At 71.8% G+C, this 12,538-nt stretch carries 9 protein-coding genes; 2 read left to right on the plus strand and 7 right to left on the minus strand.

Annotated elements, in window-relative coordinates:
- Window positions 1-1,428 (minus strand): caspase family protein (locus EEY80_RS12025; protein ID WP_164738236.1); only part of this gene is annotated, 1,428 nt, incomplete at its 3' end.
- A 155-nt stretch (window positions 1,429-1,583) separates the two neighbouring features.
- The gene (locus EEY80_RS12030; protein WP_235829825.1) at window positions 1,584-2,027 is read right to left on the minus strand and encodes a DUF1036 domain-containing protein; all 444 of its coding nucleotides are present in this window, start codon (window positions 2,025-2,027) and stop codon (window positions 1,584-1,586) included.
- 162 nt (window positions 2,028-2,189) lie between these two features.
- On the opposite strand from EEY80_RS12030, the gene EEY80_RS12035 reads away from it, so the two are divergent.
- Complete coding sequence (locus tag EEY80_RS12035; RefSeq protein ID WP_126976822.1) at window positions 2,190-2,504, plus strand: hypothetical protein; 315 nt, start codon at window positions 2,190-2,192, stop codon at window positions 2,502-2,504.
- A gap of 31 nt (window positions 2,505-2,535) precedes the next feature.
- Entirely contained in the window at window positions 2,536-2,985 is a 450-nt protein-coding gene (locus EEY80_RS12040) for a hypothetical protein (RefSeq protein ID WP_126976823.1), read from the plus strand.
- A 24-nt stretch (window positions 2,986-3,009) separates the two neighbouring features.
- Here the strand turns inward: EEY80_RS12040 and EEY80_RS12045 are convergent, their stop codons facing one another.
- The 5 genes from EEY80_RS12045 to tssL form a co-directional block, all read right to left on the minus strand.
- Entirely contained in the window at window positions 3,010-5,220 is a 2,211-nt protein-coding gene (locus tag EEY80_RS12045; protein WP_164738238.1) for a serine/threonine-protein kinase, read from the minus strand.
- A 2-nt stretch (window positions 5,221-5,222) separates the two neighbouring features.
- Window positions 5,223-6,014, minus strand: coding sequence for a PP2C family protein-serine/threonine phosphatase (locus EEY80_RS12050; RefSeq protein ID WP_126976825.1), 792 nt, complete (start codon window positions 6,012-6,014; stop codon window positions 5,223-5,225).
- A 70-nt stretch (window positions 6,015-6,084) separates the two neighbouring features.
- Window positions 6,085-7,155, minus strand: coding sequence for a type VI secretion system-associated protein TagF (tagF, locus tag EEY80_RS20600; RefSeq protein ID WP_164738239.1), 1,071 nt, complete (start codon window positions 7,153-7,155; stop codon window positions 6,085-6,087).
- A 1-nt stretch (window position 7,156) separates the two neighbouring features.
- Window positions 7,157-10,738, minus strand: coding sequence for a type VI secretion system membrane subunit TssM (tssM, locus tag EEY80_RS12060; protein WP_126976827.1), 3,582 nt, complete (start codon window positions 10,736-10,738; stop codon window positions 7,157-7,159).
- Window positions 10,735-12,525 carry a type VI secretion system protein TssL, long form gene (gene tssL, locus EEY80_RS12065; RefSeq protein ID WP_126976828.1) on the minus strand — a complete coding sequence of 597 codons (1,791 nt, stop codon included), beginning with the start codon at window positions 12,523-12,525 and terminating at the stop codon, window positions 10,735-10,737. Before tssL ends, tssM begins: the two co-directional genes overlap by 4 nt.
- Between the last annotated feature and the right edge of the window lie 13 nt (window positions 12,526-12,538).

A 12,538-nucleotide genomic window follows, 5' to 3' on the forward strand; every position in this document is an offset into this window, starting at 1 on the left:
GGGGGGGGCGCCGGGCGCAGGGGGGGGGGCGGGGGCCGGGGCCTGCGGCGCCGCGTGGCCGGGCTGCGCCGGGGCGGGGCGGGAGGGGCTGGACGACGCGGACGGCCCCTGGCCGAGGCCCGACGTCTCGGGCATCGGCGCCACGGCAAGGCCGGGGGCGAGCGCGGCCAGAACCTCGCCCTGCGGCGCGGCGGGGGCGGCCGGCGCCTCGGCCACCGCAGTCGGCGCCTGGGGACCGGACAGGGTGACGCCGCCATCCACCGTCTCGAACACGAATTCGGCCGGCGCGGACGGAGCCTCGGCCACCGCCGCGGGGGGGGCGGCCGGTGCGACGGCCGGTGCGATGGCTGGTGCAACAGGCGCGGGGGCTGCGGCGGCCGCCGGGGCGCCTGCCAGTTCCGGCGCGGCGGGATCGGCGACGGGGGCCGCGCCCAGCGTGGTGCCGCCATCCGCCGCGATTTCGAGGTTCAGGCTCGCCACCTCGATCTGTGCCTCGGCATTGGCCAGCGACTCTTCCGAAAAGCCCGAGGCGCGCAGCAATTCGATGAACTTGGTCCGATCCTCGGCGGGAAGCTGGGCCAGCAGTTCGAAATCCGCGTCGCTCAGTTCCTGCTTCCGTTCCTCCTCGGGGACGAAATAGAACTGTTCGCGCAGCGACGACTGGTCCCAGGGCGTCTGCCGGTCGCCGGTCGCATCCTCGACCGCGTTGCGCACCTCGATCATCATGTCCGACACGCTCAGCCCCGGCACCGCCAGATTGTCGAGCAGCGCCTGCGTGAACGGGCTGTGCGGCGCGCCCTCGACGCCGTCATAGGCCACCGCGCCCGGTTCGGTGGCGAAGGCCACGAAGGTCCCCGCCCCGGTCTGCAGCCGGGCCAGCCCGTCCGCCGTGCCCGATCCCCGCACCTCGGCCGGCAGCGGATCGTTCCGGCAGGCGTCGAGGAAGACCAGCGTCTGCCGCCGCCGGTCCTGCAACCGGGCGATCACGCCGTCGAGGCTCCAGGTCTCGGCCCGGATGGCCTCGCGGCTGTCCAGCGTGGCGCCGACCGGGATCAAATAGTTGACGCCGCTCATCTGGAAGGCATGGCCGGAATAGTAGAAGAGCGTGCTTTCCGCGCCATCGGCCTCGGCGGCGAAGCGGTCGAGCTCGGCCCAGAAGTCCGGCGCGGTGACATCCGTCAGCAGCGTCACCTCGAAGCCGATGCCCTCCAGCGCCTTGGCCACGCCCTGCGCGTCGCCCACGGCATTGGTCAGCTTCGGCACCGTCTCGTACCCGCCATTCCCCACCACCAGGGCCAGGCGGCGCGCCTCGGCCTCGCCCGCCGCGGCGAAGATCGCGCCCCAGACCATGACCGCCGCACAGGCGCCCCGCCGGACCGCATGGCCCGGCCCGAAACTGGGGCGCGGAAGGAAACCGGGCAAAGACATGGACGCAACCGAAGGACTGGGATGGAATGCGCCCGAGTCTACCGGCGGCAAGGCGGTCTGGCGAGTCACATTTGCCGTGCCAGCTGTCCGACGCGCCCACATCGAGTTCGCGCCCCGGCACGGGGCCGGCGGCCACGGGTCCGGGGACTGCCGGTCTAGGGACTGCCGGTCAGGAACAGCGTCCAGCGCTGCGTCTTCAGCGTGTCCACCTCGACGAAGCCCGCAGCGATGTTGCCCCGGCTCCAGCACTCCTGTGTGCCGCGGATGGTGAAGCGGCGGGGAGAGACGCACATCTGCGTGGTGCCGTTCAGCAGCGGCTGGCCCACCACGTCCTGCGCATAGACATAGACATAGCGCGTCGCCAGTTCCTCGCGGATGACGTTGGCGCACTGGTTCGGGCCGACCGTCCACCAGCCCCGCGTCTCGAACACGGTGCCGCTGTCGGCGGCGGTGGTGACGTCCAGCCCGATGGCCACGTTGACGACATCCAGCGACTGGTTGCAGACGGCGAATTCGGCCCGCACCGGCCCGGCCAGCGCCATCCAGCCGGCCAGCAGGGCCAGCGGCAATGTCATCGGGCCTGCGACGATGCGTGACATATAGGCCAGACTATATCCTCGTTTCATGCCTGAACCGCCCCGCCCTCTTGCGCCGCAATTGCCGCAAGGGGGTGTTTGGTCTAGAATCGGCGCATGTTCGGAACCCTGCGGGCGCGGTCTTCTTGTACCGGCAGCAGTTCCCAGTGCAACGGGATGGATCGGATGAAGACAGTTCACAGCTTCGCATTGCTGGCGGGAATGGCGGCGTCCGGCATCGCCCTGCCCGCCGCGGCCGCGCCGGATGCCCTGCAGCCCGGCATCGCCACCAACGGCAACATCACCTTCGAGGTGATCCCGCAGCCGGTCACCGTCTCGCCGCGGCCGAAGGCCCGGGCCGAGGTTGCGGTGGCCGCGCCCCGGACGCTCGCCCCGGCGGTGACAGTGCAGCGCGTGGCGCAGCCCGCGGCGACGGCGCCCCTGGCCCGCGTGGCGACGCGGTCCTTCCGGATGCCCTGGATGATCGGCGCCTACCAATAACCGTCCCGATGCCGCCGACCGGAGCCGCGCCGTGCCGAAGATGACCGCGACGACCCTTCGCGCCGCCTTGCTGCGCGGCATCGCCTGTGCCGGCCTGCTGGCCGTGCTGCCGGCGCCGGCCCTCGCCCAGACCGGGTCGATCGAGATCGAGCTGAACAACGCCGCCGACGAACCGGGCGGCTGCCGGCTGACCTATGTCGCCACCAACACCACGGCCATCGGGCTGGAGCGCGCTTCCTACGAGGTGGCGGTCTTCGACGCGACCGGCGTGGTGAAGCGGCTGGTGGTGCTGGAATTCGGCTGGCTGCCCGCGGGCAAGACCCGGGTGCTGCAGTTCGACCTGCCGGAGCAGGGCTGCGGCGACATCAGCCGCATCTCGGTCAACGGGCCGGTGGAATGCACCGCGGCCGCCGGCGAACAGACGCTGTGCCGCGACCAGCTGATCCTGAGTTCGCGGCTGCGCGAGATCCAGTTCAACTGATCCCCGGCAGCCGCGCGGCGCCCTCTATTCGATCCGGAAGGCGCGGAACACCGGCGCCACCGTCTGCCCGGTTTCGTCCAGCTGGGTGGCGATGAAGGGCATCAGCGCCCGCGCCGTCACCCCGTCGGGCACCACGGCCAGCTTGGTCAGCGGCTGATCCGTCACGATGGCCAGCAGCATCTGCCCCGCCGGTGCGCCATCGGCGAGGTTGACCGTGAAGCTGAAGCTGATCGTCCCGTCCGAGCTTTTGGCGATGAAGTTTCGCAGGTTGGTGGCGCCCCCCGCCCCGTTCACCAGGAACAGTTCCGCCGCCCGGTCGCCCACCCCCGCGAGTTCGCCCGACACCAGCGCGCCGCTGGCGAAACTGCCCTCGCCCGACAGGCGCAGCAGCGGCAGCGCCTCGGGCGCCGCGCGGTGGTCCTTGGCGAAATCCACGATGGGGCATTGCGTCGTCTCGACGATCTGGGTCTGGACCGTCGGCCCGTCCGGAAAGCGGCTGTCATAGGCGGCACGGGCCGGCGCCAGATCGGCTTCGGCGGCGGCGACGGCGGTGACCGCCGCGCCCGCCTCTGCCGGCAGCAGCGCGACGCAGGCGGGCGTCTCATGGGCCGCGATCCAGGCCAGCGGGTCGGTCGGTTCCGCCGCCAGGGGGGGCTCGCCGGCGGGGGGGGGGCCCGCCCCCGGGGGGGGGGGGGCGGGGTCGGGTTCGGCCGTGGCGGGCGCCTCGGGTGCCGCCGCCGTGGCGGGCGCGGCATCGGGCGCGGCGGGGGCCGGTGCCGCCGGCTCGGGGGCGGACGGCGCGGCAGGTTCGGGATCGGTGGCGGTCGCAGCCGGAGGCTCGGTAGTCGGTTCTGGGGCGATTTCGGGGGCCGGATCGGCGGCGGGCTCGGGCTCAGCCGCAGGCGCGGGATCCTCCGCCGCGGCAAGGTCCGTTTCGCCCTCGCCCGGCCCGCCCAGAAGACCGGTGAACCATGCGCCCCCTGCCCCGGCGGCGATCAGCACCAGCAGCACCGCCACCAGCATGCCCATGCCGCCGCCCGACCGGGCCGGGGCCGCCGACGCGGCAGAGGCGGACGCGGGGGCAGAGGCCGGGGCACCGAAGGGGCTGTCGCCCTCGTCCACCGGCAGGCTGCCGCGCGCCCCGGTCGTCTGCCTGCCGCCGGCCGGCACGCCCGTGGTCTGCCCGCCCGCCGCCGCCGCGCCGAAGCCGCCGGTCAGCCGCCCGCCGCCCAGTTCCGGCGGCAGGCTGACCGGCGGCAGCGATCCGGCGATCACCGTGCGGTTCGGGTCCGGCATTGCCGGCGGCGCCACGCGCGACGGCACCAGCGCCGGCGTGTCGAGCATGCGGATCACCTCGGCCATCGTTTCGGGCCGATGGGCGGGATCGGGCTCCAGCATATGTTCGATCAGCGGGCGCAGCGCCTCGGGCAGGCCGTCGATGGCCGGAACCGAGGCCCGCTTGCCCACCGCGTCGACGATGGAACTGCCCATGGGCACGACCGCGCCCCGGCAGGCCGCCGCGATCAGCAGCGCGAGGCTGTAGATGTCGGACCGCCCGTCCACCACCCCGCCGAAGGCGCCCAGCTGTTCGGGCGAAACGAAGTTGAACTTGCCCGCGAACTGCCCCTGCAACAGCGTGCCGCCGCCGATGGTCGAGGATTTGGCGATGCCGAAGTCGATGATCTTCGCGTGCTCGACGAAGCCATCCTCGAGGATGACGTTGTCGGGCGACAGGTCGCGATGCACCACCCCCGCCCGATGCGCCTTGTCGAGGCCCGAGGCCAGCCGGCGCATCAGCACCGTCACATCCTCCAGCGGCATCGGCCCCTGGTCCAGCCGGTCGGACAGCGACTGGCCCGCGACGAATTCCATGATCAGGCTGGGCCGCCCGATGGCCGGGTCGTTGGTGAAGACGTGATAGCGGACGATGGCGTCATGCGACAGCCGGCCCAGAACCGTCGCCTCTTTCTGGAACAGGGCCACGATCTTGGGGTCATGGGCAAGGCTCGGCAGCACGATCTTGATCGCGACCGGTTCGCCATTGTGGATGTTGCGGCCGCGATAGACCTCGCCCATCCCGCCCGAGGAGATCAGCTGTTCGATCTCGTAGGTGCCGATGATCTGGGTGCCGGCGGTCACGGCGGTGACGCGACGGTCGCCCTCGGCTGCCGAACCGGGCGCGACGCTGGCGCCGCGCGGGGCGTCCCCGGGGGGAACTGGGGGTTCGTTCGTCATCGTCAGCCGTCCAGTTGCCATTGATCCCCGCCGCCCGCGCGGCCGGGGGGATTTCCATACGCCCCCTGCGGGAGGCACCTTACCACCACCACCGTCACATTGTCGCGCGCCCCACGCGACAATGTAAGGTCCACCAGACGGTTGCAGGCCTCTTGCGCCGTGTGGCCCTGCAGCATCGCCGTCATTTCCTGCTCTGCCACATGTTCCGTCAAGCCGTCAGAGCACAGCAGGAACGTGTCCCCCGCCGCCAGCGCGCCATAGACCTCTTCGGTCATCGGCCGTTCCGCCACGCCGATGGCGCGGGTAATGACGTTGCGCCGGGGCCAGACCGCCGCCTGTTCCGGGGTGATCGCGCCGGACCGCAGCAACTCCTGCACCTCGGTATGGTCCGAGGTGACCTGCCGGAACTGCCCGTCCCGCAAGAGGTAGATCCGGCTGTCCCCGCACCAGATGCAGGCGAAATGGCGGTCGAAGATCAGCAGCGCCACCAGCGTGGCGCCGATGGTCGCGCCGCCGCGGCGGGCGGATTGCTGACGGATCAGGTCATGGGCGATGGCGATCCGGTCGTTGAACCGCGCCTGCAGGTCGGGGGCGGAACTGGGCCGGCCGATGGAGGCGGCGCTGTCGGCGATGGTCTGGCTGGCGAAATCGCCGGCCTCGTGCCCGCCCATGCCATCCGCCACCAGCCAGACGCCCGAGGGCGGGCTGACGAAATAGCGGTCCTCGTTATGGTCGCGCACCCGGCCGGTATCCGTGGCCGCGCCGGTGTCGAAGCTGAAGGGCGCCTCGCTCATTCTGCCTCTCCTCCATGGCGCATGGCGCGCCGTGCCAAGCGGTGCCTTGTGCCGGTGCCGGTCCGCAGGATCATGCTGCCCCCAGAAGCCAGGCGAGGACGGGGCCGCCGGGCAGTCCCGGCCCGGCATGGACCAGCGACGGCCGTTCCGGCAGGGCGGCAGGCGTCTGTACAGCCGGGGCCGTCGTGGCCGGCGCGGCGGGTGGTGCCGGGTCCTCCGGCGGCAGCGCATCCTCGGGCAGCGAGGGGTCGAGCCAAGCCGCGCCCGTCCAGATATCGGCAGGGACGGGCGCGGCGGGGGCCGGGGGCGCGATCTCCTCGGCCGGCGTCACAGCGGCGGGCGGTTCCGGCTCGTCCATCAGGGGCTCGGCCTCGGCGAGACCGGCCCCCGAAACCTCGGCCCCCACGGGTTCGGCCCCCACAAGGGCAAGTTCACGAGGTGGCGCGGGTTCGGCCGCCTCTGCGTCCGGCCCGCCGGTCGGCGCGGGCGCCGGGGTCGCCGCCGGGTCTTCGGCCAGCTCCGCCGCGGGCGCGACGGCCACCTGCCCGGCCCGCCACCAATAGCTGCGCCCGGCCGCGGCGCGGCGGTGGTCGGTCGCGGCGATATCGGCCAGCAACGCCGCCACATCCGCCGGCGCCCCCGTCGCCCAGAACCCGTCCGGCCCCGGTTGTCCGGCGGTCTCTGCCGCGGCCCCCGCTGCCGGCTCCAGCCCCTCGACCAGCGTGGCGGGCGGGCGGCCCGGCAGCGCGCCCGTACCGGCACCCGCCTCGTCCAGCCGGGCGCGCAGCGCCGCCTCCATCCCCGCATACCAGCCGAGATCGCCGGCCAGCACCGGCGGCGGCAGCGCGGTGCCGAGGTCGATCATCACCAGCGGAAAGCGGCGGCCCACCCGGTCGCGCGAGGGCGCGAGCACCCCGGCCATCGGCAGGCCCGCCATCGCCTCGCCGATCCAGAAGCACAGGACCGGCCGCGCCGCGCCCACCCGGTCCCAGACCCGTTCCCAGTCGGGGCCGAGCGCCTCGCGGCACTGGCCCATTGCGGCGTCGAGCCAGCCTTCCAGCATCGTCAGCGGCGCGGGCGGCAGGCCCACCTGCAGGAAGTCGCCCCAGCCCGGATGCTTGCCATAGAGGGCGAGCGCCATGTCACAGGCCCGTCGGACAGCCGAACTCGGACAGTTCGGACAGGTTGAACGGGTTTTCCAGCGCATTCACCCGCACGTCGAAGGCGATGTTGCGCCCGCCGATCACGTAGCTGACCTGCAGCACGTCGCCCACCTGCCGGGGATTGCCGTCGCGCAGGAACTGCAGCAGTCCCCACGGCCCCTGATAGCGGATCAGCGAGTCGCGGTTGCGCAGTTCCGGCAGCAGTTGCAGCGAGGTGGTGGTGCCGGTGCCGGGCCAGGTGATGGTGGTGGGGGTGTTGCCCACGGCACGGGTGACGATCTGCTGGTCGTCGATCGACAGGATCGCCTGCCGGATGCGGTCATGGGCCGCGGTCTGGTTGATGGTGACGTCGAGGCTGACCGTCGGGCTGCGCCCGGGGAAGAAGGCCTCGCGGATCTTCGCGGCGCGCTGGAACTGCCTCAGCGTCGCCAGCGACAGCCGGTCGCCCAGGGGGCTGTCGGCCCGCCATGTCCAGTCGGTGCCGCCCATATCGGCATGAACCGCCAGATTGGCGTTGAAATAGCGGTCGAGGATGCCGTCGGGCGCGAAAAGCTGGGCGAATTCGCTCATCGGCACCTGACGGCTGGGCGAACCGCCGAAGGGATAGCGGTTGGCGACGATGGTCTCGCAGGCGCGGGTGACCTGCTGGGCAAGGTCGTCGTTCAGCTGCGCGATGGTGGTCGAGGCGGCGCTGCCCTCGAAATCCTCCACCGCCTCGTCGGTCATCCGGCCGAGCGCGGGGGGCAGGCGCGACCCGGCGGTGCGCAATTGCCCGATCAGCGCCGGCATCTGCGCCGCCGCCTGCGCGATGCCGGAACTCGCCGCGATCACCAGGCTCTGGTGGATGCCGTCGAGGCTGGCGATCAGCGCGTCGACCGGCCGGCTGCCGGGCGTGCCGTCCAGCATCGCATGCCATTCCGCGAACTGCGCCTCGATATCCGCGCCGGGGATCACCGGAGCCGCGGCCGCCCCGCCGGCAGCCCCCGCGCGGCGCTGCGACTTGCCGGCCTCGAGCGCGAGGTCGAGCCCGATCCGCTTCAGCCCCGACATCCGGTGCAGGGTCAGCGCCTCTACCTCGCCCGCCGCCTTGGAGGCCAGCGCCGGGTCGATGCCCGCCTCGGCCAGCGGCGTGCCCGCCTGCGCCGGTTCCGCCGTCAGCCGGGTTTCCGCCGCCACCGTCTCGACCAGCCGCAGGATCGGCGAGGTCGCGGGCGACGAGGCCGCGGCGAGCGCCACATAGGCCGGCTTGTCGGCCGCCAGCGGCGCGAGGCGCAGGTTGTCGAGCATGGTTTCCCAGGCGGCGAGGAAATCGTCGCGATAGCGCGCCAGCAGCACCGGGCCCAGCCGGTCCAGCTGGTCGCCGATGCGCGCCTCTTCGGCCTGCGGACCCATCACCCAGGTCTCGGCCTCGATCTTGCGGGCGACCTCGCCCAGCTGGTCGAGGAAGAAGCCGTTGAAGCCTTCATAGGTGTAGAGCGCGGGGATCGTCACCTGCGCCAGATCGCTGCCATCGACCGTCTCGAATACCAGCCGCGCATCCGGCCCCAGCCGTTCCACGAGGTTGAGGTCCGGGATCCCGGAAAAGCCCGCCGTGGCCTGGATCAGCGAATAGGCCTGATCGGCGACGCTCATCCGGCCGAGGATGCGTTCCGCCTGCTGGATCAGCCCGCCGTTCAGCTCCACCGAAGGCTCGATCTCGGCATCCAGGTCGAGCATCGCCGCCAGATGCGCCTCGAGGTTGTCGCGCAGCGGCTGCTGGTTCACGCCGGGGAAGATGTCGCGCCATTCCTCGCGGAACCATTGCTGGATCAGCGGGTCCTCGGGTGCCGGGGCCAGACCGCCGAGCAGCTTGTAGACCTTCAGCGTCTCGTAGATCGCCAGCGTCTCGTTCGCCAGCACGAAGCCCTGCAACTGTTCCTCGATCCGCAGGATCAGCCGGGGCCGCAGCAGCCGTTCCAGCCCGTCGCGATAGGCCAGTTCGGCCGAGGTGTGCAGCTGCCGCCGCTGGCCGAGGCCGAAGCGTTCGGTGATGCCGCCGCCGGCATCGGGGTCGGCATAGCCCGCGGGCATGGTGCGCAGCAGCTGCAACTCGCCCGCCACCCGCGCAAAATCGGTATCGGCCACCTCGGTCGCCTGCAGGTCGTCGCGCGCCGCGATCTCGTAATCCGCCAGCGCCGCCTGCGCCGAGCGCACCAGCGCGCGGTTCTCGAAGAAGCTCCACCCCCAGGCGCCCAGCAACCCGGCCGAAACCAGCAGCATCGCTGTCAGCGCCGCATAGCGCAGCCCCGCGGACCGGCGCACCGCGCTGCGGTCATAGCTGACCCAGCCCTGTTCGGCGAAGATCACCTCGGTCAGCAGGTCGTGCAGGAAGAAGCTCTTGCCCCGGCCCGACATCAGCGCCGCGCCGGCATCGCGGCCGAAGCTGCGGTTCATCGCGCCCAGCACCTGGTCGATGGGCGTGCCTTCCTGCGTGCCCGAGGTGAAGTAGAAGCCGCGCAGCATCGCGTTGGTCTTGTAGCGCGTCGGCGCGAAGACCTGCCGCAGGAAATCCACCACCGGGTCGCGCAGGATCGCCATCTGCCCCGGCAGCCCGAAGATCGAGATGCGCGACACACCGTCGTTTTCCTCGCTCAGCCGGTCGATCACCTCGTCCGACAGGCGCGACACCAGCGCGTCGAATTCCTCGCCCGCCTGTTCATGCGTCGCCTCGCGGCGGCTTTCGGTCTGGAAGGTCACGCCCCAGACCTTGCGGCGGCGGCTGGCGCTGAACGAGGCGAAATATTCGCGGAAGCCGGCGATCAGGTCGGCCTTGGTGAACATCACATAGACCGGGAAATCCACCTTCAGCGTCTCGTGGATCTCGCCCAGCCGGTCACGCACGATCTGTGCATGGGCGGCGATCTGTTCGGGAGTGGCGTTCATCAGGTCGGCGACCGAGAGGGCGAGGATCACGCCGTTGACCGGCTGCTTGGGCCGGTTGCGTTTCAGCAGCGACAGGAACGAGGTCCAGCTGGCGCTGTCGGCGGCGGCATCGCTGTCCTGCGTGGTATAGCGGCCGGCGGTGTCGATCATCACCGCCTCTTCGGTGAACCACCAGTCGCAATAGCGCGTGCCGCCAAAGCCGGACAGGCCGCCCTGCTTCTGGTCGGCCAGCGGGAATTTCAGCCCGGAATTGACCAGCGCCGTGGTCTTGCCCGATCCGGGCGGGCCGATGATCACATACCAGGGCAGGTCATAGAGATAGGTCTTCGACTTCGACGACTTCTTCAGCGTCGTCAGCGCCCCGCGCATCCGTTCGGCCAGCACCGCGCCGTCGCCCGCCGGCGCATCCGCGACCATCGCCTTTTCCAGCGCCGCCTGACCGCGCCGCCGGCGCAGGAAGGCGAGCACCGCCCAGACCGCCACCGCCAGCAGCATCAGCCCGATCAGCAGCAGCCGCACCCAGACCGGCTCGAACGGGCGGGCGTCGCCGACGCCGATCAGCGGCCCCGCGAACCAGACCAGCACCGAAAAGGCCAGCGCGCCGAGCGCGATCAGCAGCGGTTTCAGCACGCGGCTCATTCCACAGCCTCCGTCGCGGCCTGCAGCGTTTCCTCGCGCGCGATCAGGATTTCCACCCGCCGGTTCAGCGCGCGGCCCTCGGCCGTGGCATTGTCGGCGATGGGATCGGCCTCGCCCTTGCCCTCGACGACGATGCGCGCCGGATCGGCCAGCAGCGGCGACAGCGTCGACTGCACCGATTCCGCCCGCGCCACGGACAGGTCGATGTTGTTCTTGAACCGCCCCGTGCCCTTCAAGGGCACGTTGTCGGTGAAGCCCACCACCCGGATCGGGCCGGGTTCCGGGTCCAGCGCACGGCCGATCTCGGCCGCCAGCGCCGCGAAATCGTCCTTCACCTCGGCGCGGCCGGAATCGAACAGCGCGGTGTTGTTGATACGCACGAAGATGAAATCGCCCTTCAGGTCGACCTCCATCAGCCCGGCCTCGATCTGCGGCGCCAGCGCGCCGCGGATGCGGTCCAGCTGCTGCAGCGTCGCCTCGGGCGGCGCCGGCGGCGGGGGCGGCACCACCGGTTCGGGACGGCGCAGGGTCACCGCCTGCGCGGGATGGATGCCGATCAGCCGCGACACCACCGCGCCGCCCTCGTTGGAAATCACCATCGACAGGCCCAGATAGGCGCCGAGCAGCGCCACCCCCAGCACCGAGGCCACCACCCATAGCGGCGTGCCGCCGAACCGCCGGCGCCCGCCCAGCCGGACCGGGTGCCAGCGCGGCGAGATGTCCTCGTCGGGACGCGGCTCGATCCGGCGCAGGCTGTCATGGATCATGCCGCGGATGCGCTGCAGCTCCACCGCGCCGTTCGGCATGGCGCGATACTGGCCCTCGAATCCCAGCGACAGGCAGACCAGCGCCAGTTCCAGCAGCTGGAACCGCTGCGCCGGGGCCTGCAGCGCCTTCTCGACCTCCTGAAAGAAGCCCACGCCCGAGGTGCGGCGATTGAAGAACCGCGCCACCATCGAATACTGCACCCACAGATGCCGGTCGGTGCCGGGGATGTTCTGCACGATGTCGTCGGCGGTGCCGCACAGCAGGTATTTCGCCACCTGCGCCTCATGCGCGTCGACACCAGCGGCGATGACATTCTGCTCGAAGGCCTCGATCTCGCGCGTGACGTGTTCCATCAGCGGCACGGCTTCCATCTCGACCATCTGGGTGCGCAGGCGGCCGAACAGGATCAGCAGGTTGGCGGCGGCGGCGAGGATCGGGTTCTTCGGCCCGCCCTTGCCCAGCCCCTTGGCCTGCAGCGCCAGCCGCAGGTCGATCTTCTGCGCGGGCGGCGCGAAGGACGCGGGTTCGGCGGCATGGGCATCGGGGAAGAAACTTTGCGAGGGCGCGAAGGCCCCTGATACCGGCGGCTGGCCGGGATAGGGCGGCTGCGGCTGGCCGAAGCCGCCGCCCCAGCCGGCCGCCTGCGAAGGTCCGGGCGGCTGTGCCGGGGCGGGCGTGCCCCAGGCATCCGCGGCGGGCGGCGGGGCGCCGTAGCCCTGCCCGAAGCCGCCCTGCTGGCCGAAGCCCTGCCCTTGACCGAAGCCGGGACCCTGACCGAAGCCGGGGCTTTGGCCGAAGCCGGGACCGGGGCCGAAGCCCGGCCCGCCCGGCGGGGCCAGCGCGCCGCCGATCACCGTGGGCTGGTGCTGCTGCGGAGGGGCGGAGGGTGGCGCGGAAGGCTGTGCGGGGGGCTGTGCCGGCGGTTGCGGAACGGGATTGGGCAGCGGGTTCGGCCCGGGGCCACCGAGGCTGCCGCCGATCACCGTCTTGTCCTTGTCGCTCCCCCCGCCCTTGCTCATGGCCCGTCCCTGC

Source organism: Frigidibacter oleivorans (assembly GCF_003993775.1).
In the GTDB taxonomy this organism is placed as follows: domain Bacteria; phylum Pseudomonadota; class Alphaproteobacteria; order Rhodobacterales; family Rhodobacteraceae; genus Frigidibacter; species Frigidibacter oleivorans.

Excerpts from the sequence above, each read along its gene's own strand:
- tagF (WP_164738239.1), bottom strand. The coding sequence starts at position 7,155 with ATGGCGCTCGCCCTCTATGGCAAGCATCCGGGCTGGGGCGACTTCCTG.
- EEY80_RS12045 (WP_164738238.1), bottom strand. The coding sequence starts at position 5,220 with ATGACGAACGAACCCCCAGTTCCCCCCGGGGACGCCCCGCGCGGCGCC.
- tssM (WP_126976827.1), bottom strand. The coding sequence starts at position 10,738 with ATGAGCCGCGTGCTGAAACCGCTGCTGATCGCGCTCGGCGCGCTGGCC.
- EEY80_RS12050 (WP_126976825.1), bottom strand. The coding sequence starts at position 6,014 with ATGAGCGAGGCGCCCTTCAGCTTCGACACCGGCGCGGCCACGGATACC.
- EEY80_RS12030 (WP_235829825.1), bottom strand. The coding sequence starts at position 2,027 with ATGTCACGCATCGTCGCAGGCCCGATGACATTGCCGCTGGCCCTGCTG.
- tssL (WP_126976828.1), bottom strand. The coding sequence starts at position 12,525 with ATGAGCAAGGGCGGGGGGAGCGACAAGGACAAGACGGTGATCGGCGGC.
- EEY80_RS12035 (WP_126976822.1), top strand. The coding sequence starts at position 2,190 with ATGAAGACAGTTCACAGCTTCGCATTGCTGGCGGGAATGGCGGCGTCC.